The sequence below is a fragment of the Oceanobacillus kimchii X50 genome (assembly GCF_000340475.1).
In the GTDB taxonomy this organism is placed as follows: domain Bacteria; phylum Bacillota; class Bacilli; order Bacillales; family Amphibacillaceae; genus Oceanobacillus; species Oceanobacillus kimchii.
The window spans coordinates 586,381-612,714 of sequence record NZ_CM001792.1 but is presented as its reverse complement, the minus strand read 5'-3'; the positions used below and the strand labels follow the sequence as shown (position 1 = coordinate 612,714).

Sequence of the window (26,334 nt, the reverse complement as noted above, 5' to 3'; positions counted from 1 at the left end):
TTTTCAAATAATCTAAAATTATTTTTTAGTACCGTTGTAGCCATTCCAAAAACCTAATCCAGCTACACCAGCTAAAGTTGTAACACCAGAGGCAATAATAGCAGCTGCTTTCCACCCCACAAAGGTTACCCCCATAATGGTAATTGCTAGTCCACCATTACAATCATACATTTCTTCTAATGATAACTCATTATTCAATTGATCAAACTTCATTACTTCTGCCATAACCAAAAACTCCTCTCATCTTTTTTTACTTTTTGATATAAGCCCATCCTTGACCTATTGCGTAACCAATAGAATACGTACCACCAATTATACCTGCTAACATTCCTAGCCCTTTAGCAGTAATTACAAGAGTAACACCCGCTATAGTAATTGCTAGTCCACCAGATACATCATACATATCCTCGCTTGACAATTCAGTATAAGAGTTATCTAAGCATTCCAAATTACCCATTTTAACACCTCTTTTCTTTTTAATTTAGACATAAAACCAAATATTTAGAAATATGTCTAAAATAAGCATATAATACTATGAATATATTTGCAATAGTTTCCTTAAATGGGATAAAAAGGAAAATTAATCTCTAATAAACTAGTATAAAAATACTATTTTATGAAAAACTAGGAAAATATCAAATTATAATGCTCAATTTAAATAAGATAAATCTAAAATACCAATAAAACTTAGTTCATTAGTAATATTTTTCTTATGTTATATGTTTTAGAGTATTCCTCCTATTCATTATTAATCACTAAAATCACAATGAGACTTACTTGTATATCAGGACATGTTTCTATTAAAACGACTATAGATGTATATGGTCATTTATTTTTGAACAAACACGAAAAACTGCTGAGCAACTTGATAGCTTGTTTTAGCAATTGGTGAATATTTTAGTAACACTAAAGTTATTTACAAACAATATAGATACAAAAAAATACCAATGGAACTTCATCCATTGGTATCACTGCTTTCGTATAAAAATGCGGTCGAGAGGATTTGAACCTCCACGGGATTATTTCCCACTAAGCCCTCAATATGGAGAGAACTTATAATAGGGTATAAATCCTCTATTTGATCGCATTTTATGTTATTAGTTTTTTATTTTATTCTATACTTTAATTTATTTTGGTTAATTATTGGTCATTTTTGATAAAACTCATATACGAACAATATTCAATAAATACCTTCTAACATTCGTCTTTTCACAATAAGATTTTTGTTTTTATAACTTTCTTCAATTAAAGCACACGTTATTCTATTGATTGAATTTCTTAGTTCGTTAACTTAGGATTTATCAGATTCATTAACTCGAATCCTGTATTCATTTTAGAATAAATTGAGCACACCACAAATAGCTCTTTGCTTGCAAATTTCACAATTTTGCTTTGGCCAGATGACGCTGGTATATGGTGATGGCCATGTATGGCTCCGATTATATTATATTCCTTAAATAATTTTTCAATTTTAGGTTCGGACAAATTGTAATCCTTATTATACGCTTTACTTTTTATTGAAAGCATACTCAGTTCATTAAATAGTGGCGCATGTGAGACTATTATTGTTGGAATATCATAATCGTTGTTTAGTAATTTTTTTAATGATTTAAGAATAAATTTTTGTTGCTCTTTCTTTCTCTTAACTAAAGCAACAGGTATTGTAAGTCCGATATATCGGACTCCTTCATGAACTATATGATTGTTATGTAATACGTTTAATTGTGGAAATCTTTTTTCAAGTTCAACCTTTACTACCTCGTAAAATTTATGGTTACCCACAGGCAACATGTACCATGACTCATCAGGATTTTCTAAAAGTTGTTTAAACCATTCACTATTCAAAAATGGACTCCATTTCTTTCCTTGCAGTTCTTCTATATTATTATTATCCGGCAATACATCTACTAATTCATGATTTCCAATTACATAAATACCTTTAATATCTTCGTTTGTTACACGAGAATCTGAAATATCCCCTACCAATATATTGAAATTCTTGTTAACGAATGGAAGCTTCCCGTCCATAGTGTGGACATCAGAAACAACATTCAATAAATTTGTATTCTCTGTTGAAAGAACATTTTCAAAATATTTTTCTGCTTCTTTAGGATGAACACTATGCGGAATATATTTTTTTCTAAATTGAGAAATTTCTTCCCCTGACCTGGATCGTAAAATCGGCTTATCATTTAAATGCAAGGACTGTTTGGCAATCACGATTGGATTTTCTGTATTTACCTTTTCTACTTGAGGTATTATACTCAATGCTAGTTTTATATCTGATTTATTGGTTAAAAACTGATTCTTAGTTCTATTATTGGTAAAAGATCGCTTTAAAAGATTTGTTTCTAATAATTTAACACTTTTTCCATCAGTTCTTATTGGTAAAGATTTAGTAAGTTGAACGACAAAGTTAAGATATTCGAAAATATACTCAGATATTCCTGTGTATACATTCTCACTAAACAAGAACTTACCTGCTAGATTTGCAGAAATCGGCCCAGTTTCATCATGTTGCAGTAGTCGCCCAAGAATTTGAATCTCAAATAATGGATCTTGAAATATTGCATTATAAGCTTGTTTAACTTCAAAAGAGTTTTTATCAACACGTTTTTTTGTGACTTGAAAAATACTAAGCATAATGTATTTTTCTAAATTACCTTTATGCATTTTAATATACTCTCGTACCTCTTCTGGATGGAGTAAGTACTGTATAGTTGCACGTTGGATATAGTTCCTAGCTGTATCATAAGGAATAGCTGAATAGACAATATCTCCTCTGGACGATATAACCAAATCTTTTTTCTTCATACTATATGTCAATTGAAAGTAATCGTTTCTAAACAAAATTTTGTTGACAGGTCTTCGTTTATTTTCTGGATAAAGTTCGAAACGTGCAACAAATTCTGACGGTAGTACATCCTCAGTTTTTGTTGCTATAAAAGGGATATGCTTTTTAGCGACGATTAAAGAACTTTCTATTTTATTAGATTTCATAAAATCACCTCATTAATAACTGACTCTTGCACTATCCTGCCCCATTAGTTTAAGTACATCATTTTTTCATTATATAAAGTAAAAAACTATTTGAATATTTACAAAGCAAGGATGATCACAATAATTCACTAAGCCCTCAATATTGAGATAGCTTGTTATACAGTTACAAGTCTTTTTTGACCGCATTTCATGCCAACAATTTTGTATTTTTTCGATAACATCTATATTTTCGTCTTTCCGTAACATAATTCAACTTTTCAAGTAAATTCTCGTTTCTCAGATGCTTCATCTAATGCAAAAAGTATTAAAAAACGTTTTCCAAAATCAGTAATAATAATTTCTTCTTTAATTAAACTCTTGCCTTTATAATCTTCACCATCTATATTATCGACTCTATTCTCTAAAAGTCCCAATCGAACCATTTTATTTTTTTGATAAGTATTGATCGTTTGTTGCTCCTTGTATTTGTTAGAACGCATTTCTTCATTTGTTGGAAAATTTATTTTTAATGAAGGATTCTTTCTCATTTCATATGGCATAAAATCTTCAACTAATATTATTATATCGCTAAACCTTAATTCAGCTAAAACATCATAATAATGATAGATTGTTTCAATCTCATTTATACCATGGTCAATTATGTATTCAAAACCACCGATAACAACTGATGCTTTAATATCTTCATCTTCCTCAAAAAGTTTTTTAAATATAAGTGGGAAAACTTCTTGCTTATAAAAAACTTCATTCTCATTTGACTCAATTTTATTTTTAAGTGTTTGTAATTGTTGTATATTTGTTTGCATCCTTTTTTGAAGTTTTAACATCTGGAAAGACTGATAAACTTTTCCGATTAATGGTGCTGTTCCTAGACTAACATCCATTGCTTTATCTATAACTGTTTCTTCTGTTATTCCTAACATGTCTTTAATATAATTAACTGGATCCAAACCATCACAAACCTTTCTAGATTTTCTATAAACCATTATTCAGTGAAGATGCAATAGAGAAGGATTTAAACTTTTACAGTTTAGATACATATAACTCATTTATAAATGTTTGATTGGACAAATTTGTATTATTTCTATTAGAGTAAATATCAAAAAATACGTTTTCATTTATTTTTCTAATAAATCTATCAAATTTTCAACTTTCTTAAATAACTCATCAAATGTTATTACTATTACTGTTTTCAGTTCTTTTCTATATAGTTCAAATGAATGTTTATGACTTATTTCTTTTAAATTATCAAACCTACCTGCTATGACTACACAAATAGGATTAATTACATCAAATTCTGTATTTCTACCATTATTAATATTGTTAACAAGTATATTTGAGTATTCTTTCTGTAGAGCACCTTTGTATGTTAGAACTTGGGTAATAGCACCTATAAGCTCTTTATGGGCTGAGTATACCCCTGTTCTATACTGAGCATTATTAATTAGTGGAGTTGTTGGTGTTTTGATTTCAATCAAAACAGCATCTTTAGAAAAAGGGTTAGCATACAAGAAATCAACTAACTTACCATTATCATTGCTAGTTGTTTTCCCTCCAACATATACTTCATTATCAATTAATACAGTAGGGTTCGAAAATAACTGACTTAATATCCATGTATGTTCTTTTAATAAGTCTTGCCAAAACTTCTCTAAATCATTGTCTTTGTTCGCTTCCCAAATTACTAACAATTTCTTGAGATTAGTCAGTCCAACAAGAGTATTTAATTGATCTAACTCATTTCCCTGTAACTTGCTAAGTTTGTCTAACATCTTATCAGAGTTTTCATTATTAACAATCCACTCTAATGTTTTCTCCAACACATCACTCTTGTCATCATCTAAAAGTTGAGTAAATATTTTATTATTACTCTCAAACAAAGATAAAATTTTTTCAAGTTCAGGATTAGCTTTATAAATTGTATAACTTCCCTGTCTTACTCCATATTCTTCATGTACTTTATAATATTTCTTTAGTTCATTAAAGAGCTTTAAAGTCTCTTCTGTATTAATGGTAAGTTTAATCCATTCATCAGCCCTAAGCTTATTATTCTCAAACTCCTTATGATCTTCCCAATTCCCATTTTTTCTCTTTTTTTGAAAATTAAAACTACCTTTAATAGACGCATTAGAGTTACTTGTATTGTTTACAATCTCAGGTCGAAATACAAGTCTAGTACTCTCTGTTTGTCTTAGGATAATATCATCACCAATACCTGAGTTTCTGGAAGTTGATTTAATAATAAGATTCATTGAACCCCTCCATATTACATTACGTTAAATCAAGTGAACAATAATGACTAAAATTTTCAGAAACTATAACTCGAAATATATTTTCAATCTCACTCTTCTGTAAGATTAATAATATCAATTCTTAATATTGAAAAGGCTCCCCAAAATTATACTTTAAAATCATATCTTCTACATATCCTCTATCAATCTCTTTTTCTTTATCGGATAATCCACATTTGATATGTACCATTGTACGCACTTCTCCAACAACAACCCCATCTTTTGAAACAAATTCACTTTTGCAAGAACCACACCAGTAAGAACCTAACAATGTAGGCATATACACCCTCCCACTAAAATAGTTGTTTATACCTATATTCGACGTATTTTTTAATTCTCCTGCTATGAAATACAAAGGTTCTATGATATTACTTTAGAGTATAGCTATGCATTTATACTAATTTTAAAAGTCTTATGTTCTCCAAATTAAACTTAATTAATCTAAGTTATCACCTCCTCTAAATGACTTAATAATTTACCAAAATTATAATATCTATAAGAAATTGGTATAAAGTTTCAGTCAAAAAAAAAACCAACTCATTTTAGTTGGTTAAGTGGCAGTTATATATTTATATACTTGATTTTCTTCTTTTTTTCCATTCAATGTCGTAATAATCTGTGTCGCAATTCTCTTTACCACTGGAACGGTAACTGAGTTTCCAGCTTGTTTATATTTATGCGTATTTGCCATACCTTCTGGATAATGATAGTCTTTTGGAAAACCTTGCAGTAGTAAACATTCTTCTGGCAATAATTTTCTTATATTATCTTCATTATCAAGTATAAGAGGTACATTATGTCCACCTGTCCCCATGTTAGCTGTTAATGTTGGAGAAACATTGCTTCTATTTTCTCTAACATATATTCGTCTTAATTGATAAGTTGTATTTTTATTTACCATAGATTCCTTTAACATCTTATAATACTGTGAGGATTCATCGTAATAATAACGACTGTCTACTTTCTTGCTTCTATCAATTACATCATCAAGTTTATTAGTTAGAGGAATCGGGTCTGGAAAAATAAAACTATCAGCTTGACTTTTATCTTGAAACCCCACAATATAAATTCTTTCTCTGTTTTGAGGAACATTTCCGTATTCCATCGAATTGAGCACTTCAGCTTTGACAAAATACCCAAATGTCTCTAATGCCTCTCTTATTACTTTAAATGTATTACCTTTATCATGAGTAAATAGGTTTTTCACATTTTCTAACATTATTGCTTGCGGTAAATGTCCATACACTTCTTCCTGTGCTTTCAATACTTCCAATATCTGAAAGAACACATTTCCCCTGTCATCTTCAAATCCTTTACGATAACCTGCTATAGAAAAAGCCTGACATGGAAAACCAGCAATTAATATATCTATTTCTGGAATTTGACGTTTATCTATTTTAGTAATATCACCTTCTTCTAGATAAGAATTCCCAAAATAATTTCTATAAGTAATACAAGCATTTTTATCTATTTCATTTGCCCATGCAATTTCAGCTCCTGCTTGAGCAAATCCCAAACAAGTTCCTCCAATACCTGCAAACATACTTCCTACACGATAAGTCAAGATTAATTACCTCCCTGCAAACTAAAAAAAGCTTGTTTGCTACCTTAAATTTTACCATAACGGCTGAGTTTTATGAAGTAAGTTTTACTATTGAATAGCTATAAAATTACAATTTAACAAATCATATATTTCTGATATATGTTTGCTTATAGCAAACTTGTCACTATTAAAAGAGTTCGAAATGATATCATATTTTTAAAATCTTGGAGGTGCTATATGATACCTTTTTTAGGAAATCGAATACAGAATGCAAGAGAAACTCGGGGATTATCATCCAGTAATATTGCTAAAAAAGTAGGTGTTACAAAAAGTACGTGGTCATTATATGAAAGTGAAAACAGAGTCCCTTCCTTAGAAACATTTAAAAGAATTTCAGAGACATTAAATGTTTCTGCAGACTATCTACTGGGATTTGAAGATAACTTAAAATCATTAAAGGAGGAAAAATAATGTTCCTTAACAACCAACCATTTAGACATAGGGAATCTTACAAACAAATGCTTAGCTCAACAGGTTCTTTATCTAATTTATTTTCTGAGAGCGATTCACCTTATTTAGTTTCAAGAAATGTTGAGAATGCTTTTTGTGAAGCGTTGGGGGCAGATAACCTTGGAAGATCGGATTGTTCTGCTGATGCTTCAAAAGACAATATTGGAATCGGAATCAAAACTTTTTTACATGGGAATGGAAAGACATTGCAAAAGATAGCTGAATTTAATAAAGATTCAGATCTATATCGCGGAAAATCTCCCAAAGAACTTATATTAACTATTGCTAATCTTCGTAATGAGAGAATCAAGTTCACTAAAAGAACATATAACATTGATTCAATGGTATATCACTGTGTAACTAGAAAACCAAATAAAATAATGATTTTTGAAGAGTCAATGGACTTAATTCAAGCTGAGTCTATAAAAATCTTAAAGGTAAGCAACAATGGCAATACAATATCATTTATAGATGGTTTACATGAATATAGTTTTAACATTACTAAAAGCACTTTGTATAAACGATTTATAACAGAAAAGTGTATAGAAGAAATTAACGTCAAAATTCTTGAAAAACCTTATCAAGAGCTAGCTAAATTATTTGGGTTTGAAATTATACCAAATCAAACAAAACCGATAATTGCCAATCCATATGAAAATCTGGAATTTATAATTTTACCGCTTTTTTCAGATCGTGGTTCAAAACGTCACGTTCCAGAAAAAAGTGGACTTAACCAATGGAATGCTTCAGGACGAACGAGAAACCCTAATGAAATATATATACCAATTCCTAGATGGATTCATAGGGAATATCACTTGTTTTTCCCTCCTCGTGACAAACCTTTTCAATTACGTTTACCAGATAAAACAATTTTATCTGCAAAAGTATGTCAAGACAACAGCAAAGCACTTATGTCTAACCCAAACAAATCACTTGGAGAATGGCTACTAAGACAAGTTATGAATTTAAAAGAAAAAGAATTACTAACATATGATGTGCTAGAAAAATTAAACATAGATTCAGTAATTGTCCATAAACATGATGATCATAATTACTCCATTGACTTTTGTGAAATGGGTTCCTATGACGAATTTGAAAATAGGAACCCATAAATTACAGAAGCCTTAAAAAAGAGAGAGACTTATTAATTTTATAATCTCTCCCTCTTTTTCTTGATAGACTATATCTTTACCTTCAACTGCTAATTCAAAATCTTCCTTATACAAGAACCTAAATTCACCATTTTCATGTTCAGTACGACTTACACTAGAACGTTCATCATCATCCTTCCTAGGTATAGTTAATTCAATATATCTCCCATCTTCCCAAATCTTAATCTCTGAATTATCTCTAAGACTATTAAAATCGTCTTCATACATTTCATATTTCATCTTATCTGATAAATTATGCCAAAAATCTTCAAAAGCTAATTCAACTAATTCATTATAATCTTCTTCTGTCTTCTCTTTTGCTTCTCCTGAACATCCAATTAATAAAATGAAACTAAACATACTCAACAAAAGAATGTATTTTCGAATAGTACCACTCCTAATAAATGTTAATTTACCATTATTATACCAAAACTAATATTGATTAAAAGTAAATTCCGATACTTTCCAATTTTCTTCCTGTTGTTCTACATCTATTTCCATTATTGTTTTTGCTACACTTTCCAAATCATTCAGTTCAATTACATTATCAAACAAGATCAATACTTTTTGTTTTCCTTCTGTTTGTTCGCCATAGTACACATTCATTTGATGAACACTTGATTCCACTTTCTCTAAATCATCACTATATTCACTAGAACCAAAACTTAATTCTTTTAATACATCGGTTGATACAAATTCGATTACATTATCTTCTACAGGATGACCAGTATAATTAAAGTAATTTTCCACAAATGCTTTCGCCACATCTCCTGCCTCATAATAAATGATATCTTCCGATTCTTCGAATGCTTGTATTTCTTGAGTATTCCCTTCCACCTCTTTTCTTAATTCATTATTATTTAACATCATAAAAATTATAAACACCCCTAATACACCAATAACCACCCAATATTTCTTCATGTTTTTCCACCCTTATAATCCTAATGTTTTTCTTGGGTCTTTTTTATCTTCATGCGCTTGCCCTAATGCAGTTAAATGTTCTAAATGCAAATGATTGCCTGTACTTGTTCCCGTTGTTCCGCATTTTCCTAACGCATCTCCTTGTGAAATCGCATCACCGTTTCTTACATCGATGTTAGATAAATGGGCATATCGACTAAATTCATTTTTTCCATGCTTCACCGTTACATAATTTCCATAGCCAACATTACTATGAATAACTTCCACGACTTCTCCATCTGCCACACTCATAATAATATCTGCCGGCGTACACGAAAAATCTAAACCACCATGCCATTTGTTCACTTCTCCAGTCACTGGATGAACACGAGGTCCAAATTCACTAGTTATCGTTATATTTGTAAGTGGTAACGCCCATCCATCACTATTCCCAGCCGTTCCTGTCGAGGTATCCAAATAGCGCATCACATTCTGTACATAATTTGCATCCCCGTATCTATCCCAACCCATTTTCTCTGCCATATAACGGCTAAAATCCAATGCTAACGACTCCGAGTATTTACCATTATTATTTTCTTTCGCATAGTCAATAAATCCATTCCCAAAATTATACGATTGTAAAGCCAGTTCTACATCTCCACCCGCACTTTTTAATACTTGCGCAAAATATTTTGCTCCTTGTTTAATCGATTCCTCGGGATCAGTGATCGAATTTCTAGGTAATCCTAAGGATTCCGATGACTGCATGACATCTACATACCTTCCACCACTTTCTTGCATCGCCATTGCCATTAATAGTTCCACATGTTCTGGGATACCATATTCTTTCGCATATTTTATAAAATAGGGGCGAAACCTTTCCACTTCTGGCGCAATACCATTGACGGTATACTCCGTTTCCATGCCATCAAATTCACCTCCACCTAACCCTCCACTATCAACCGAAAACATTACTACCACAAAAAACGCAATTCCAATAAAAACTACAAATATTTTTACACACAAAACAATCATTATCACTTTAAGTTTGAACACACCCTATTCACCTCACAAAAAAAGGAAACACCAAAAACGTGTCTCCTTCTTATTCCTTCTTCCCTTTACTATCGGTAAAATCTATTTTATTTCTCTCTATCTCATAAGTTCCATATCCAAGATTGCTAGACTTTTCATATCTCACCTTTTTACCTGATTGATGGTGCAATGATTGACTTTCATTTTTAGGGACATTAACTACAGGACTTTGTTGAACAGGTCTCTCTTTTTCTTGATGAACTGCTTTTGGCTTTTCTCGTTCTACATCTACTTGATTATTATCCACATATTCCGTTTGTGCCTTTTTATCCTCTGTACCTACGGATGATGGTTTCTCTTGTTCCTCTAATTCTTTCTGTATTGTTCGTTCTATCTTTCTATTATCTTTGTCTTCATTTTCATTGGATTCTTTTGTATTTCCTTCCGCAGTTTGTAAACCTTGAGGTTTTTCATCAAGAGTAGATGGTTGTTTTTCTTGACCCATTTCCCTATTTTCTTTATTGCCCTCTTTATTTTCTTCCTTATTCCCTTGTGGAGTTCGATGATTATCTTCTCTAGGATTTACCGAAAAACCTTTCTCTTGCCCTTTATTCACTTCTCCATTTTCCCCTTGCGGTGTTCGATTGACATTCGTTCCTTTTCCATTTGCCATCCCATTATGTTGATTCGCATTCATATTTGGATTTGGAACAGGAGAAACTTCCTCATTTGTCTTTCCTTTCGATGTTAATTTATCTTTGATTTTCTCAAAGGTTGGATTGACCATTTTTTGGTTCACATTATTCATGAATCCACTATCTAACGATTGTACTCTTCCAGCCGTAACTACTTTAACAATCATGTCTCGTTTGATAATCATGAATAATAATAATACGACTAATACTGCCACATTCAACAAATACATTCCTATATTGGTTGGGGCTAAAAAAGTATCTACTAAATAACACATGAGATACACAAATAAGACAAACAAACTTAAAATAATCTTTACCGCAAACGCAGTGAATAAATAACCAATCATTTTAAATCCACTCATCGCAAATTGCGGGATATACGACAAAATAAACGCAAACGGGATACAAAACAGGATCAAAATAATAAACAACTGGATAATAAAATTAAAACTTGCGAGGATAAAAAATGGTATCCCCAAACCAATGGCTAAAAATGGAGATAAAAAAGCAATACCCAGTTGTGAGTATGCATTTCCACCACCCATATTCGTATTTCCTAACGCATCTACTTCATCATTCTCCACATATTCTAAACGCATTTCTTGCGCATCTTTTGTATTTTTGAATGCGAGTAGTCTATCTACACGACCATAACCACTCCCGATGGACAATTCATCCCCATTTAAATCATGATTATTAATTTCTTCTTTATTTACATCTCCATAGTTCATAAATAAATAGGGTCGTTCAAATGCCAAATCAAAATATAAATTCCGCATGACCGTTAATGTACTACTCACCGTTTCATCCGTACTCCCTGTATTTATCGTAGAAGTATCGGAAAATACACCACTTCCATCATCAATAACATCTATAATCGAATTTCCGGTATCAAGTATCTTGGTTTGCGCTTCATTAGAAATATTATTGACGACCTTTATAATCGTTCCCGTATTAAATGTCCAGTACCCAGCTACAACCAATACCGCAATAAATAAAATACTTCTTCTTATGGATTCTCGAAACGTTCCTTTACTGAACGCTAACCATATAATATACCCACATGCAAAGACAAATAACATTTCTCCAAAATTCGTTTTTAACATCACATACATTTGATAACTGATGTTGGAAATATCATCCGCAAACTCATTCAACATATCAATACTAAACATATGGTCTAATGCAGTATCTACCATTTCTACGACAAAACTTGTAATTTGAAAAATACCATTATTCAACGAGATAAGCGCACCCTTAAACCGATTTTCTTCATCTTCATTGTTAACCTTGTAACGATTTAAATCGTACCTTTCAATCAACAGATTTACCGTATCTTCTTCTATTCGTGGACGTTCCATATACTCCGAATCATCCGCATACACCGATGGTACAATCAATAGAACAAGCAATCCAAGTGTTAATAAAGATAACACTATCTTTTTGATATTCACTTTTTCACCTCACAAAAAAGAGCCATCCTCAGACGACTCTTTATAAATATTTTTCTTCTGCATATGCGACTGAGGATTTTGTTATTGTTTCCAACGCACCTTCCCATTCTTCAAATAAACAATCGATGGTTATTTTAGATGTTCGACCATAAATATCTTTAAATAAACATTGTCCTTGCAACATATCATCAAACATTTTTTTGTTTTCTTCCGTTACTTCCATGTTCATCCATCTCAATATACTTTCACGTTCGGAAGGCTCATCAAATGCGAATGCAACACCAAAGTTATTCGTTTCATTTTCTTCTTCTCGTAACGCATCTTTGGTACTTTGGGAAATGAAGTACAACGCATTATTATAACTTCTTCCTACTCGTCGCATACTTTTTTCGACTTTCTTCCCTTGTTGGCTAGAAGTAATCATCCATGCTTCATCAATAAATTCTACGGTCTTTTCATCTTTATCTTGTTTCCCGAATAACTCACAATATTTCCCTAATGCCAACATAATCGCATTGGATTTTAATTGACTACTGGTATACGTTTCATAGTCATCTTTCGCCTCTGGTAAATCAAGGTTTTCTACTTCAATAACCGAAACTCGATTATCTAAGTTCAGTCCTTCATGACTCCCATCATGAATACATAATTTTAATACGCTATTCACAATCACTTCATTTAGAAAATCTCCTGCCTTTTGAACAGAAGATTCTTCACTATGTTGCATCATATCAATAATATGCATCGAACCAACGCTTTCTCCACGTTGTCGAGCTTCTAGGACTTCATTAATTGCTTGTAGAAATACCGTATATATTTCGTCTTTTCCTTTAAAATCATATACTTGTAAGAATATATCCTCAATTAAATCTTTCGCTTGTTTTGGTGGCATAAAAACTACTGGGTCCAATGCTCCCCAGTTTCGCTCATCTTCATAATCCAGTGTAATAAATTTAAATCGTTTCAAATGTTCCACATATAACGGAAAATCACGATTCACCACACTATCATTAATCACTTTATTAATCCATTTTCGATACTCTTTCTTCGGGTCAATATATAAACTTCGTACACTCATCAAGGTAATATAACTAAATATCACTTTTGCTAGATACGATTTTCCATTTCCAGTATCTCCGGTAATCAATACATGCGGAGAACGTGTTTTACTTCCACTAATATTTTCATTAGCTAAAAACGGATGAAAGAAGACAGGGTCTCGACTACTTAACTTTGCTCTTTCTAAATTCACATGCTTGGAAAAACGGTCTACCCAACCGATAAAGAAACCAATTTTGGAACCAACTTCGGTATTTATCCCAAACATGCATTCAGCCAATCCATCTTGGGTTGTTTTTTGAAGCCAATTTGTTGTCGTTGTGTCTAATCGTTCTCCTGGTAACATTTTATAAAATAAACTCAATTGATCAGCGACAGGAACATGGCATTTGATTTCCCAGTTTTTTAAATGCCGTTTGACTTCCTTCGCCCGATTCAACACTTCCTTTTTGGTTTTGCCATACACAAATATAGTTGCTATCCAATTGATTAATGAAACATCCGACTTTTTAATATCATCTTGTAGGTTTCGAACGAGATAATGACTTTCACTGACACTAGAATCAATTCTATCTCCTGTTTTCGCCTGTTCAATGGATGATTCTTTCAATTCTTTTTGTTTTAAATTTAATTTCATTTTGGTAGTAGCTTTCTTTTCTGCTTTCGCCTTGATTTGTATTTCCACAGGAAACGGCAAGGACTGTACACGATAAAACAAGTTACTTTCTGCCATATTATGCAAGAAATCATCCACCACCAAAATGGCCGTATATCCTTCATCCTCATCCGTATCTAATTTCAATACCGAGGTTTCTGTCGGGTCAATAATCGTATTGGTAATCGATTCGACACTCCCATTTATTTTTTCATCTGCAATTTCATGTTTTAGACCTCGTATATAATGATACCGGTTCACATACACCGTTTCTTCATAAGTTAACTTCCGACCACCTACACTAGCCACAATGTTACTGAGATTTTCCTCTTCCTCTTGAAACCGTTCAAAAAAAGAAACGGGTATATCTTGTTCCAACCCAAACAGACGGACAACATTATCTGTTAAACTGCTAAATAAACTAAATACATTGTCTTTTAAATCGGCATCCATTCGTATATGGTCATCTCGCAATTTGATAAATAAAATAAAATCATCTTTTGTCATCACACCTAAACGAGCGTTTAAAATACGTTCCGTTTCATCTAAATAATATGCTCCAACCGATTTACTATCATGGGATAAAACATATTTTAATTCATTTAATCGTTCCCCTAATCGGTATTCTTGGGGATACATCATTAAATGCCATTCTTCATAACTCGTGATTTCTTCAAAAAAATCTTGCCAATTCGATTTATAGTTTTCCACTGCTTTCTTGTTTCTCATGGAAATCGATTCGCTCTTGATTCTGTATCCTGCGTACATGTCGCCCGTTCTCGTAATAAACAAATTCTTGTGTATCGTCTTTAACGCCGGCATTAATTTCGCCATTCCCTTTTCGCACCACCTTCACTGGTTTTTTAAATGTGATTTTCTTATCATCCAAATAGGATACTTCTTTCCCATTACAAAATTTCTTTTTCGGAAGTTTAATCAAGAAATAATACTTAAACATATCAATCATATACAGATAAATATTTTTCCCTTCGGGATTAACCTTTGTCACAAGCATCGTTAATGCAAGTGGTATACCAATTAAAAATATAACCCACGTACTACTGAATGCATGGGGATAAAATTGACGTATCCCTAATCCAATCACAAACGTTATTCCTACAAAAATAAAAAAGTTAATTGCAGGTACTAATTCAACCGCAAAAGGCAGATAATACCTTTCTGTTATCTGCCTAATTTTTTTGGGTTCACGAAATGACTTCCGATAATTAAATACATATCTCATGGTTGATCATCCTTACAATGTGTCGATAAACGCATTAATCCAGTTGCTGACAGTTGACCAGTTTCGAATAATGAAGTAAATCACGCCACCTAGTATCGTAATCATCACGATTTTTCCGATTTTTAAATTGATTAGGTATTTTCCTACCAAAAAGAACACCGTCAACATAACCACTTGTTCAATAATTTGTTGCCCCCAGTTGGTAATTCCATCTAAACTAGGTAAATTCGCACTCGCTATTAATAACGTGTGTAACATATTCATGTTCATATTCCTCCTAATGATAATGTAGTTCTTCTACGAAATAGCTATTGTTGCTTTTACTTAACACCAACTCCACTTCATTCACATGCGGGATATTCGTTAATCCATCTCGAAATACAACACGTGTAACAATAACGAATTGGTCATCTTCCGGAATAACTTTTGTCTCCTGCATTTCATCAAAAACAAAGGCACCATTTAAACTGGTCGGGTTATTCATGATGTAACCCATTTCCTCCACATCTTCGGTGGTATACTTTTCAAAGAAATTCGCTACAAAGGCGAGTATATTTTCTTTTTCTGCCCCGTTATATTCTTCTATTGTTTGGTTATCTTCTTCCACTTCAATATTTCCGTTTAACGAGTAAACCTCTGTAAAATAGGGTGCCGATTTCACACTATACTTTTCATTTTCCATCAAGACAGGTACATGTAATAAAAGTTCTTGATCTATTTCCTCTTTTTTAAATTTATTTGTAATATTCACCTTGTACTGCATGACATAATGGTTATCTTCTTCTACGACATTAAAAAGGTTTAAACGTTTTAATGTTCTCTCCCCTTGAAAGTCGGGAATTGTATAAATCACATTGCTTTCATCTTGAAATTCTTGCGTATAAACAAAGTAATTTCGCAATGTTTCTGCTCTTTCTTCTAATGCAGTATCATCTTTTTTTACATTCACAAACGCACGAACAAAGTTACTTATATATTCATCTGCACTTATCACATTAAACGTTTCTTCATCTTCTGCTTGCTTCGCTTCTACCACTTGATTGGTTTCATTTAACGAAGAACGTGTATTTAATGACAACCATGTTCCTAATACAGAAACAAAAAAAATCGTAATTAACACCAACCATAAACAGGTTGCGATAAGTCTCGACCTATCTTTTCGAACCCCTGCTTTTTCTTTTGGTTGTTTCTTCACTCGTTTCATTCGCTCTTTAAAACGGTTAGACTTCTTTTCTTTATCCATGTTTCACACCCTTTTCCATGAAATGTAAAAAAGATGTTACTTGTCGTAACACCTTTACTAAGGAAACATTCTCCGCATATACTTTTTGATTAATTTTTCGACCACCTTTTATATAGGTAACTTTATAAAAACTATACCGATACGTAGAGTATCCTTTCTTTTTATATCCTTCTACTATTAAACTCGTATGTGGACTTAAATCTTTAATATATGCTTTATATGGTTCGGTAAACTTCCCATTTCTCATTACTGGCACATCAGCAATAAAACCTAATTTTTCAAATCGTTCATTGCTCGTTATCAAAATATAACCTCCTAACAAAATTTTAAATTTACTTTGGAATAAAGTTTGATCATTTCAAAGAACAAATCCGCAAACCGTGGAAAACACAAAGAATCCATTTTAAAAAAGATTACTCAAAATGGATTCTTCACTTATAATTTAGTATAAATTCCCCACAAAAAGTTTGATCATTTTATGATGTGATATCCAATAAATAGGCCTATTAATTAAAGATTTAGGCAAACATTTTTTCAACTCAATTATTCGTGATGATTTTCCTCGGCAGCTATTGCGTCCGCTTTTGTTTTATGAATCGTACCAAATGGGTGTTCAGGAGGGGCATAGATTGTATAGAGTTTAAGTGGTCTATTTCCCGTATTAATAAGGTTGTGCCATTTACCAGCTGGTACCATGATTGCATCATCATCATAAACTCTTTTTTGAAAATATAATTGGTCCTTCGCATCTCCCATTTGAACTAATCCTTGACCTTCTTCAATACGTAAAAATTGGTCAATATTGGGATGAACTTCAAGACCTATATCATCTCCCACATTTATGCTCATCAAAGTAACCTGTAAATGATTTCCCGTCCATATAGCTGTACGAAATGTATTGTTATGCTTGGTAGCTTGGTTTATATTCACTACAAATGGTTCTTTTCCATAATCTTTTAGTACAGTGTTTCTATCACTTTGAGTGTTTGTATATGGCCAAAAGTTAACTGCATAATCAGATTCATTTGACATACTCCGATCATTTGGAATCATATAATAATTAGAAATTGGTGGGTAAGCATAATAAGGATACGAATAAGGATATTGATAAGGGTACATATTTTTCTTTCCTCCCATAGGCATATAAATTATAAAATCATCTTATGCTGAATGTTATAAAATGCTACAGTTGTACTACCTATTCATATAACTTAACTCCAAGCAAGGGACAGATCGTATTTTTTCTTTTTTCCCAAAAAGATCGCTACGCTAAAAAATCTCCATCTTTTCCCCCTTGCTTTCCGTCATTTTGTCGGTTTGCTTATGTCGCCAAGCCGAACATACTCAAAAACGAGGTTTATTAGATTCGACTTGTCTTAATCATGATACCGACAAAAACGTTTGACTTTTTACGCATTAAAAAACACTAACCGTATGTTCATTACGTGGGGTTTAGTCCCCACACGACTAGCCAACCTCACACCTCAAAAACAAGGTTAGACAACCATCTCTTGAACATTCGCAAGATGAACCATCAACATATGTTCCTGTTTTGGTGTTAATTCCGATTTAAATACAGCATCATCTAAATCTGTCGTACCTAACGTATCATCAACTAGCTTTATCATTTTGTGCGTGCGTATGCCATACTTTAAATACCATTCTTTTGATTTCTGGTAAAAATCTTCACTTGGGTCTGTATATAATTTCAACTTTCCTACGTCGCCTATAAATTCCTCCCAAAATAAAGAGGTCTTCCAATGCCTTCTTTCTTCTGAATTCTCCTTTTCTACAAATCTTAAATAATTATTCATAATCCCTTTTGCTATTACGAGTAAATTTTTTGTTTTCAGCATTTCTAAAATCGTTTTATGCGCTCGATCATTTTTAATTCGTAACTCATAACGGTTCCATTCCCCGTATTCCTCAACCTCTGTATGATATTTATTTGCTTGTTCATAATTTTTTTGATAGAAACATAGATAAACTTCGGATTGTTTGGAACCAAAATAAATGGTTGTTCCTAAATAGCCTCCATCTTCAATATTTAACGAACCATTATAATCACTTTTTCTAAATCTAGAAATGGCTTCGCCATTCTTCACCTTTTCTAATGCCATCGGAATATCAAAATAGGTCTTCCTATCATCAATGGCTACATCTAAACGAGGAAACTTCCCTTGATGGTCGATACAATCTTGAAAAAAGTCATACCATGTTTTATTCCTCGCTTTTAGAAACGATTCAAACTGCCTACAACCTTTCCCCGACATTTCAACTAATATTCCTCGTTCATCTAAGCCGTGAGAATAAAATACTTTTATATTATCTAACTGATACGTTCCAACATAGCCGTAGAAACCACTTTCTTTGTGTTGCATAAACTCTTTTTTAATATGCACAACGTTATTTAATATCAAATCGACATCGTGGGTTTTAAAGGACACTCGTAAATAATCAATTTTCGCCTCTAACGGGTTTTCTTCATCTTTTAACATTACTACCCCCCTGTTAGAGTAGGGGGGGTTTTTGGTCGTCATTCGCTACGCTCACTCCTCCGACGGACATTTCGCTTGGGGCGTTCGCTAATCACTGCCGTTGGCGACTGCCGTCGCCCCGCTCTCTTGCCCCTGCACTGCATGCCCTATTTGTGTCATAAAATCATAATCGTTAGGTACAATTGGTGTATAAAATTCTGTAATAACACTACCTCCTACATCTGCGTACCCTCTACCTTTTACATCTTTAAATGTAAATAATTTGTCTGTATCTCCAAACATCATGCCATAACCGGTTTCACTCATTTTCCCTAACGCTACTCGAAAATGAAATTGGTCTCTGATTCCATCTGCAAGGTACTTCGCATCTGGTCGCTGTTGTCCTAATACAAGAAAGTATCCCATTTGTCTACCTAACATCACGATCTGTTTGATATACTCCAACGCTTTCGCTCTATCTTCTCTACTAATCAATTCCAAAAAGGCAACATACTCATCAAAAATAATAAAAACTGGTTTTAATCCAACATCCGAATAGTTAGAACCCGTTTTATAATTCGGCATTTCTTTAATCTGTTCTGACCTCTCTAACATTGCCTCTACACTTTTACGCAATATCATCATAATCCCTGTAGACTTTGAAAATACAGAACCACGAGGCAATACATTTTCTAAATCAGCTAAATCCGAATTCTTAGGATCTAATATCTTTAATTCTGCACCTGTATCTAAAAATGATAGAATCATCGTTAGCATAAAATAGGACTTACCTCCACCAGTTCCACCAGCAATTAGCATATGAGGTAATTTCTCATAATCCCAAGTAATATGCTTCATCAGCTTTATTTTACCGTCAGACACTTCTACATCATGAATAGTTATTCTATTCTTCTCAATATCATAAAGTAATTTATAATTGACATAGTTTTCTTCGATTGTTTTATCCACTAATTCCGCAAACAAACCTTTTTCTAATTCTTCATCTAACTCTAAATACCTTTTTTGGTGTCTTGTCATATCCAAGGCAATTTTTAAATAAATATAGCCTTCTTTGCTTCGATAATACGCTTTGGGGAAATAATTTAGCTTTTCCTTTTTTAGCTTTTTATCCCCAAATTGTGATTCTCTTGTGATTGGTACACTTTCCGCATATTTATTCGAAATAAACATTCGAGCAATCTTTTGCCTATGCCATATCTTCTTATATGTGCCATAAAATAAAAAATAGGCAACTACTATCGGAATAAAACCTATTACCACACTGAGAAGAATACCTTTGAGTATCAAGCTCCAATTCCAGTCTTGTATATAAATTAATCCTTCAAACGATAACCATTCTCCAAAGTTCAGGATATGCGGTATAAATATAATCCCCATAGAAAGCAAAAAGAACGGCACATAAATATATAATGCCGTTCTTACTATTCCATTTCTCATATTCTTGGTTATCCTTCGACCTTTATATTTCCATAGCGCTTCTTTAATGTTTGCGATAAAACCACCTTCAATACTTTTTTGATCATAAAGATATGATTCAATTAATCAAACCTTATTTCTTATTTTCTCCTGCTGCAACTGGCTCTTTCTTCACTCCACTTTGACCTACTTCTACAATATCTTCGGCTTCCACTGTAAATACAACATTTGCGAAATTACCGTTTGCTTGCGCTCTCATTTTAATAATTGGATTTTGTAGTTTCACTGGTTTATTAAACTCAATTTCTTTAAGGTCAACATATTCGGGTAACGTAACCTCAATTTGTTCCTTTTGTGCACTGGAAGCTAAATTATAAATTCTTGACTCTAAAATATCCGTACGTTCTCCTTTATCTCTATCAAAAAACATTTTCTCTCTATTTAATCCCATAAAAATCATATCACCAAAAGTAGTTTTTTCATCTGGGCGAATTCCATTTGCAAATCTCATTATAAAATCTCTCCTCTTTTTTTAATTATTTTCATTTATTATTTGTCATTTTTAATTAAAACAATATACTTTTTATTTGCTCCCCATTTATATAGATCATGGCAAACTAAAGTAGGTTATCTCATAACCATCAGCACGCATATTCTTACGTACTACAGCTTTTCAAAAGTGTATAACTGCGACACTTAATACTCAGGCAACCATGACAAACAACCGAAAAGATGATATAATAAAATTGCTGATATTTTATTAGGGCTTTCGGTTATATAATCCATATGGTTTATATTGCTGGATGCCCTTTCTTTCTATATTCAATTATCATTGTCCAACCATCCTTCTACTTTTTATTAAGTCAACTTTTCACTCTACTACTCTACTGTTAATGAACCACCTCCTAAAAATCGACACTCTTTGCATTCAAAAACTGCTAATATTATTGTAAACAAATCTTTCTTCAAATTTTTCTTTATTAACTCTACCAGGTAAAACGTAATAACCATCTTTCTTTAGTTCGTTATTCAATATCCTTATAATTTGGTAGGCTTTGGCTTCTTTAACATGTAATATGTTTTGTACATCTTTAACTGTCAAAAATTCGTATGAAGTATCTTGAATCAATTTGTTCCCTCCTTGTTATTTAAAGATATCTTTTAACTGTTAAGTACATTATAGATTTAATAAAACTTAAAGTCAATACATAATTTAAAGATTTCTTATATTTTTTTAATATTAATTAACTAAGTATAAAAATATACAATGGATAAAATTATATACAATATGTATAAAAATATAGAACAAATTGTTATAATAGTTATAATCATTTATTTTAATTTTAAGGAAATCTTTAATCATCACATATTTTGAATAGGAGATAATAGATATGACATTGGGAGAAAGGTTAAGAATTTCTCGTATGAGAAAAAAATTAACTCAAAAAGACGTTGCAAAAAAATTAAATATTTCTAATATATCACTGTCAGCATATGAAAGAGATACAACTGACCCAGACACAAAAACCTTAAAGAAATTAAGTGAAATTTATGAGGTTTCTACCGATTATTTACTTGGTTTAACTGATTATGAAAATAAAGATTCCTATAATCAAAAAAAATCTAAATTAGATAATATATTTGACGAGGTTGTAATGGAAATTCAAAACGGTAATGACCCCACTATATACCTTGATGAATCTAATTTAGATGAGGAAACTATTCGTATGATAAAAAAAGCATTAATAAATGGGATGAAATTTGTAGACGAGATGAAACGAAATGAGAAATAATATTCCAAATAATAGACATTATACAAATAATTCCATATAATATTGAACTATACAATATGGGTTGAAATGGTTTAAATATCAAGGAGGGGTATTATCATTACCGAAAACAACATTAAAGGAGAAGTAGAAGATATTACATCATTTTATAAGACAAGAGACATTTTTAAGTTATGTCGATGTTTAAGATTACATATCCTTTATAATGACTTGCACAGCGTAAAAGGAATATTACAAGATCATAACTATAAAAAATTAATCCATATTGATAGTTCAATTAAATATAAAAAAGCATTAATAGCTTATATAATAGGTTACTTTTATCTTCATCATGAACAAGATCACACAGTTATTTTTAATAATATCGATAATCAACTTTCTATTAAATTTGCTTCTGAGCTACTTATATCCGATGTTGAAATTTTAAAACAACAAGATTTAATCGAGCAGAATAACATTCATCAATTAGCAATACTTTTTGGGCAACCACTTCCAATAATTCAATCTAAATTAAACGGGTTATCTGATAATCAGTTTATTTTTTATCACTAAAAACCGAACGTATATTCTGTTATTTGCTGAAAGGGGTAATAAATATGTCAATAAGAAAGTTAAATGATGGTCGTTTCTTTGCTGATATAAGTATTGGTATTGACCCATTAACAAGTAAAAGAAGGAGAAAAAGAAAAATATTCAAAAATAAAAAAGATGCCGAAGAATGGATTAGTAAAACGAAACAACTTTATAAATCACAACAATTTATAAGTGATCGACATTTAGATTTCAGTACCGTAAAAGACTTTTATCTTGAGGAAAGTAAACTTCATCACAAACCCAATTATTATAAAATACAAGAATATACTATTAACAAGCACATAATACCAACCTTCAAAAATAGCATTATTAAAAAGGTCACTCCAACTGATATTAGACAATATCAATCAAAATTAATCGATGATGGTTTAAGCTATAAATCAATTAATAATATCATGATAATATTAAAAAAAATTTTTGATAAAGCTATTGATGAACAAGTAATTTCCACTAATCCATGTAAGTCCGTTAAGAATCTTAGCCTTGATAATAAGCAAATGAAATTTTGGACTCCAGAACAGTTTAAATTATTCATTCAACTTATCAATAAGGATGAATATATGTTTAAGGTCTTTTATACCTTCGCTTATTTTACGGGCATGAGATGTGGAGAAATACTTGCTTTAACATGGAATGATATTGATGAATTTCGAAAAGAAATTAACGTATATAAATCTCTAACTTATATAAATAGAGAAATTATTATCACAAAACCTAAGACAAAAAACTCAATCAGGAGAATAAGTATCAATTCTAAACTTATTGAGTTACTACATGATTGGAAACAGGAACAACAAGATTTATTTTCTAAATATAGAATGAAGCATTCTAATGATATCCATATCTTCCAGTACAAAGATCAAGCACCAACTAAAGATATTTTCAGTAGAAAGATAAGAACTATATGTGAAAGAGATGATAAAATAGAAGCCATTCGATTACACGATTTTAGACACTCTCACGTAGCTTTATTAATACATCAAAGGGAAGATTATACAACTATTAAAGAACGCTTAGGACATGCCTCTATTAAAACAACAATTGATGTGTATGGTCACCTATTTCCGAACAAACAACGTGAAACGGCAGACCGTTTAGATGACCTATTTTAATAAATTGGACATTTCATGGACACTTAGAAAGTATAGAACGAACAAGAATTCTTATTCTTTTTCAATACAAAAAAATACCAACGGAACTTCATCCATTGGTATTACTGGTTTCCTATGAAGATGCGGTCAGTGGGATTTGAACCCACACGGGCTATACGCCCACTAGGCCCTCAACCTAGCGCGTCTGCCATTCCGCCACGACCGCGCAAAATGGTGAGCCATGAAGGATTCGAACCTTCGACCCTCTGATTAAAAGTCAGATGCTCTACCGACTGAGCTAATGGCTCCAATTCAAAATACATGTAAAACAGAAATTGTTTAATATACAATGTAGCGGTTTGTCATGTTGTATGACATTTCAATGATGCTGCATTCCTTATAAGCATGAACATAGTAGTTCAAAGTATTAACCTCTACATCTACTAGCTTACTCTAGCATGTCTATGCTTCGAGGTTACTCGACGTTAATTCGGTCGATGTTTCGCTCGTTGTTTACCACTGAGCTACTAGTGGCTCTTATATAAAAAACAATAAAAAAATACTATTAATGCTAATAGTATTGTACCTTCAAAAATAAAAATGGCTGGGCCACCAGGATTCGAACCTGGGGTACACGGGATCAAAACCCGATGCCTTACCGCTTGGCTATGGCCCAACTTATGGCGGTCCGGACGGGACTCGAACCCGCGACCTCCTGCGTGACAGGCAGGCATTCTAACCAACTGAACTACCGGACCAATATTTATTTTATATAGAAGGATGACCCGTACGGGATTCGAACCCGTGTTACCGCCGTGAAAGGGCGGTGTCTTAACCGCTTGACCAACGGGCCATTATTTAAGTAAAAGTAATGGCGGAGAAGGAGGGATTTGAACCCTCGCGCCGCGTAAACGGCCTACACCCTTAGCAGGGGCGCCTCTTCAGCCACTTGAGTACTTCTCCCTTAATGGCTCCACAGGTAGGATTCGAACCTACGACCGATCGGTTAACAGCCGATTGCTCTACCACTGAGCTACTGTGGAATAATAATTATGTATAGCGTAACTGAATAATTACGGCAACGAAAAATATCATACTACATATTTTGTTGATTGTCAACAAGTTAATACATATTTTTTCAAATCGATTGATGCATTGCTTGTCTGATCAACTGTCAGCTTAATTAATTTAACATGGATAGATATTCATAGTCAATACTTCTTTTGAAAAAAATTAAATTTCCTTTAAACTACCTCTACATTTCCCACATCTATACTTTTTCATATTTACTTTTCTAATTCTTTTGTAAACAAAACCACATTGATTACATTGATATTCATAACGATGTTTTCTCTGTTGTGAAGGTAATGGAGAACAATGTCTTGGAGATCCAGTAGCTTTTAAAAGTTCTTTAAATTCGCGATCTCCATGGTTATATCCTTTCCCTTCTATATGAAGATGATAATGACATAATTCATGCTTTATTATTCCATAAAACTCTTCTTTATTACTCTCTATTACATATTTGGGATTCAGTTCAATTACTCTTTTACTTGGTAGGTATCTGCCACCAGTAGTTCTTAAACGTGTATTGAAATACACCTTATCAACAAAATGTTTGTTAAAATACTTTAAGGATAGCTTATCGACTAATTCGAACAATTCAATATCACTAGGAATTCTCATTTAAATTCTCACCTTACCTTACCATTAACTATTTTTTTAGTTTAATATGTTAAGTCAATTTCATCATAGCTAAGTTTAATTTAAAAAACGAACATTTTAGTGATAGTTATATAACAATATTCCGATTAAAGCAATGACTTGGCTTTGATTGTAATGGAAGACGGCTACTCCTCCTCAGAATAGCGAGCTGAAAATCCACTTGAAAAGTGTTCTTCTTTATCAAGTTAGCTAAAAACCCATCGGCTGCTAAAAAGCGCCCATCTGTAATGAAAATCTAAACAGTCAACATTAAAATTTTACATTAAAATATCTTATTATGAAATTGATTCATATTAAGAAACTATTTACAGTAGTTATTATCATTTCCTATTATATGTAGTAAAAAGCATACAACTACTCCGCAAATTTTGATTCTCTTTAGTTATAAGAAAAAATGCATGAAATCAAGGGTTTTAAGTAAATATAATCAATCTACCATATGCC

General features: G+C 32.2%; 27 protein-coding genes and 7 tRNA genes. 5 read left to right on the top strand and 29 right to left on the bottom strand.

What is annotated here, in order from left to right:
• Positions 1-18: 18 nt before the first annotated feature.
• From C794_RS03420 to C794_RS03390, 7 genes are all read right to left on the bottom strand, one after another.
• Positions 19-225, bottom strand: a complete 207-nt coding sequence (locus C794_RS03420; protein WP_017795741.1) for a hypothetical protein — start codon at positions 223-225, stop codon at positions 19-21.
• Positions 226-250: 25 nt separating this feature from the next.
• A complete protein-coding gene (locus C794_RS03415) occupies positions 251-457 on the bottom strand; it encodes a hypothetical protein (protein WP_017795740.1) in 207 nt (68 codons plus the stop codon).
• A gap of 821 nt (positions 458-1,278) precedes the next feature.
• Entirely contained in the window at positions 1,279-3,000 is a 1,722-nt protein-coding gene (locus C794_RS03410) for a metallophosphoesterase family protein (protein ID WP_017795739.1), read from the bottom strand.
• A gap of 257 nt (positions 3,001-3,257) precedes the next feature.
• Positions 3,258-3,947 carry a hypothetical protein gene (locus tag C794_RS03405; RefSeq protein WP_017795738.1) on the bottom strand — a complete coding sequence of 230 codons (690 nt, stop codon included), beginning with the start codon at positions 3,945-3,947 and terminating at the stop codon, positions 3,258-3,260.
• Positions 3,948-4,115: 168 nt separating this feature from the next.
• Complete coding sequence (locus tag C794_RS03400) at positions 4,116-5,249, bottom strand: Shedu immune nuclease family protein (RefSeq protein WP_017795737.1); 1,134 nt, start codon at positions 5,247-5,249, stop codon at positions 4,116-4,118.
• 121 nt (positions 5,250-5,370) lie between these two features.
• A complete protein-coding gene (locus tag C794_RS03395) occupies positions 5,371-5,568 on the bottom strand; it encodes a hypothetical protein (RefSeq protein WP_017795736.1) in 198 nt (65 codons plus the stop codon).
• A 270-nt stretch (positions 5,569-5,838) separates the two neighbouring features.
• Positions 5,839-6,852: a DNA cytosine methyltransferase gene (locus tag C794_RS03390; RefSeq protein WP_017795735.1), complete on the bottom strand. Its 1,014-nt coding sequence runs from the start codon at positions 6,850-6,852 to the stop codon at positions 5,839-5,841.
• A gap of 216 nt (positions 6,853-7,068) precedes the next feature.
• Here C794_RS03390 and C794_RS03385 point away from each other — a divergent pair, with 216 nt between their 5' ends.
• Both C794_RS03385 and C794_RS03380 read left to right on the top strand, forming a co-directional pair.
• The gene (locus tag C794_RS03385; RefSeq protein ID WP_017795734.1) at positions 7,069-7,302 is read left to right on the top strand and encodes a helix-turn-helix domain-containing protein; all 234 of its coding nucleotides are present in this window, start codon (positions 7,069-7,071) and stop codon (positions 7,300-7,302) included.
• Positions 7,302-8,453 (top strand): phospholipase D-like domain-containing protein, encoded by a 1,152-nt coding sequence (locus C794_RS03380; RefSeq protein ID WP_017795733.1) that lies wholly within the window; start codon positions 7,302-7,304, stop codon positions 8,451-8,453. Before C794_RS03385 ends, C794_RS03380 begins: the two co-directional genes overlap by 1 nt.
• A 12-nt stretch (positions 8,454-8,465) precedes the next feature.
• On the opposite strand, the gene C794_RS03375 is transcribed toward C794_RS03380, so the two are convergent.
• The 14 genes from C794_RS03375 to xis form a co-directional block, all read right to left on the bottom strand.
• On the bottom strand, positions 8,466-8,852 hold the full coding sequence (locus tag C794_RS03375) for a hypothetical protein (RefSeq protein WP_017795732.1): 387 nt from the start codon (positions 8,850-8,852) through the stop codon (positions 8,466-8,468).
• 72 nt (positions 8,853-8,924) lie between these two features.
• Positions 8,925-9,413, bottom strand: a complete 489-nt coding sequence (locus C794_RS03370) for a hypothetical protein (protein ID WP_017795731.1) — start codon at positions 9,411-9,413, stop codon at positions 8,925-8,927.
• A gap of 12 nt (positions 9,414-9,425) precedes the next feature.
• Positions 9,426-10,448, bottom strand: a complete 1,023-nt coding sequence (locus tag C794_RS20785; protein WP_017795730.1) for a lysozyme family protein — start codon at positions 10,446-10,448, stop codon at positions 9,426-9,428.
• A 49-nt stretch (positions 10,449-10,497) separates the two neighbouring features.
• Entirely contained in the window at positions 10,498-12,576 is a 2,079-nt protein-coding gene (locus tag C794_RS03360) for a CD3337/EF1877 family mobilome membrane protein (RefSeq protein ID WP_017795729.1), read from the bottom strand.
• A 40-nt stretch (positions 12,577-12,616) separates the two neighbouring features.
• Positions 12,617-15,019 carry an ATP-binding protein gene (locus C794_RS03355; protein ID WP_017795728.1) on the bottom strand — a complete coding sequence of 801 codons (2,403 nt, stop codon included), beginning with the start codon at positions 15,017-15,019 and terminating at the stop codon, positions 12,617-12,619.
• On the bottom strand, positions 14,988-15,533 hold the full coding sequence (locus C794_RS03350) for a conjugal transfer protein (RefSeq protein WP_017795727.1): 546 nt from the start codon (positions 15,531-15,533) through the stop codon (positions 14,988-14,990). Before C794_RS03350 ends, C794_RS03355 begins: the two co-directional genes overlap by 32 nt.
• 12 nt (positions 15,534-15,545) lie before the next feature.
• The gene (locus tag C794_RS03345; RefSeq protein WP_017795726.1) at positions 15,546-15,797 is read right to left on the bottom strand and encodes a hypothetical protein; all 252 of its coding nucleotides are present in this window, start codon (positions 15,795-15,797) and stop codon (positions 15,546-15,548) included.
• Positions 15,798-15,810: 13 nt separating this feature from the next.
• A complete protein-coding gene (locus C794_RS03340) occupies positions 15,811-16,776 on the bottom strand; it encodes a conjugal transfer protein (protein WP_017795725.1) in 966 nt (321 codons plus the stop codon).
• Entirely contained in the window at positions 16,769-17,080 is a 312-nt protein-coding gene (locus C794_RS03335) for a hypothetical protein (RefSeq protein WP_017795724.1), read from the bottom strand. The genes C794_RS03340 and C794_RS03335 overlap by 8 nt, the downstream gene beginning before the upstream one ends.
• A gap of 239 nt (positions 17,081-17,319) precedes the next feature.
• Positions 17,320-17,895 carry a cupin domain-containing protein gene (locus C794_RS03330; RefSeq protein ID WP_017795723.1) on the bottom strand — a complete coding sequence of 192 codons (576 nt, stop codon included), beginning with the start codon at positions 17,893-17,895 and terminating at the stop codon, positions 17,320-17,322.
• A gap of 377 nt (positions 17,896-18,272) precedes the next feature.
• On the bottom strand, positions 18,273-19,274 hold the full coding sequence (locus tag C794_RS03325) for a replication initiation factor domain-containing protein (RefSeq protein WP_017795722.1): 1,002 nt from the start codon (positions 19,272-19,274) through the stop codon (positions 18,273-18,275).
• 87 nt (positions 19,275-19,361) lie between these two features.
• Positions 19,362-20,711, bottom strand: a complete 1,350-nt coding sequence (locus C794_RS03320) for an FtsK/SpoIIIE domain-containing protein (RefSeq protein WP_017795721.1) — start codon at positions 20,709-20,711, stop codon at positions 19,362-19,364.
• Between the two features lie 112 nt (positions 20,712-20,823).
• Positions 20,824-21,201: a DUF961 family protein gene (locus C794_RS03315; RefSeq protein ID WP_017795720.1), complete on the bottom strand. Its 378-nt coding sequence runs from the start codon at positions 21,199-21,201 to the stop codon at positions 20,824-20,826.
• Positions 21,202-21,618: 417 nt separating this feature from the next.
• Positions 21,619-21,819: an ICEBs1 excisionase gene (xis, locus tag C794_RS03310; RefSeq protein ID WP_017795719.1), complete on the bottom strand. Its 201-nt coding sequence runs from the start codon at positions 21,817-21,819 to the stop codon at positions 21,619-21,621.
• A gap of 262 nt (positions 21,820-22,081) precedes the next feature.
• On the opposite strand from xis, the gene C794_RS03305 reads away from it, so the two are divergent.
• From C794_RS03305 to C794_RS03295, 3 genes are all read left to right on the top strand, one after another.
• Positions 22,082-22,483: a helix-turn-helix domain-containing protein gene (locus tag C794_RS03305; RefSeq protein ID WP_017795718.1), complete on the top strand. Its 402-nt coding sequence runs from the start codon at positions 22,082-22,084 to the stop codon at positions 22,481-22,483.
• Positions 22,484-22,690: 207 nt separating this feature from the next.
• Positions 22,691-23,032, top strand: coding sequence for a hypothetical protein (locus C794_RS03300; protein ID WP_017795717.1), 342 nt, complete (start codon positions 22,691-22,693; stop codon positions 23,030-23,032).
• A gap of 44 nt (positions 23,033-23,076) precedes the next feature.
• Positions 23,077-24,186: a tyrosine-type recombinase/integrase gene (locus C794_RS03295; RefSeq protein WP_017795716.1), complete on the top strand. Its 1,110-nt coding sequence runs from the start codon at positions 23,077-23,079 to the stop codon at positions 24,184-24,186.
• Between the two features lie 121 nt (positions 24,187-24,307).
• Here the strand turns inward: C794_RS03295 and C794_RS03290 are convergent.
• The 8 genes from C794_RS03290 to C794_RS03255 form a co-directional block, all read right to left on the bottom strand.
• Positions 24,308-24,391 (bottom strand) — tRNA-Leu (locus C794_RS03290).
• Between the two features lie 6 nt (positions 24,392-24,397).
• A tRNA-Lys gene (locus C794_RS03285) sits at positions 24,398-24,473 on the bottom strand.
• Positions 24,474-24,766: 293 nt separating this feature from the next.
• A tRNA-Gln gene (locus C794_RS03280) sits at positions 24,767-24,841 on the bottom strand.
• 5 nt (positions 24,842-24,846) lie between these two features.
• Positions 24,847-24,923, bottom strand: a tRNA-Asp gene (locus C794_RS03275).
• A 23-nt stretch (positions 24,924-24,946) separates the two neighbouring features.
• Positions 24,947-25,018 (bottom strand) — tRNA-Glu (locus tag C794_RS03270).
• Between the two features lie 19 nt (positions 25,019-25,037).
• Positions 25,038-25,128 (bottom strand) — tRNA-Ser (locus C794_RS03265).
• Between the two features lie 5 nt (positions 25,129-25,133).
• Positions 25,134-25,208, bottom strand: a tRNA-Asn gene (locus C794_RS03260).
• Positions 25,209-25,398: 190 nt separating this feature from the next.
• Positions 25,399-25,851 (bottom strand): SprT family protein, encoded by a 453-nt coding sequence (locus tag C794_RS03255; RefSeq protein ID WP_017795715.1) that lies wholly within the window; start codon positions 25,849-25,851, stop codon positions 25,399-25,401.
• Between the last annotated feature and the right edge of the window lie 483 nt (positions 25,852-26,334).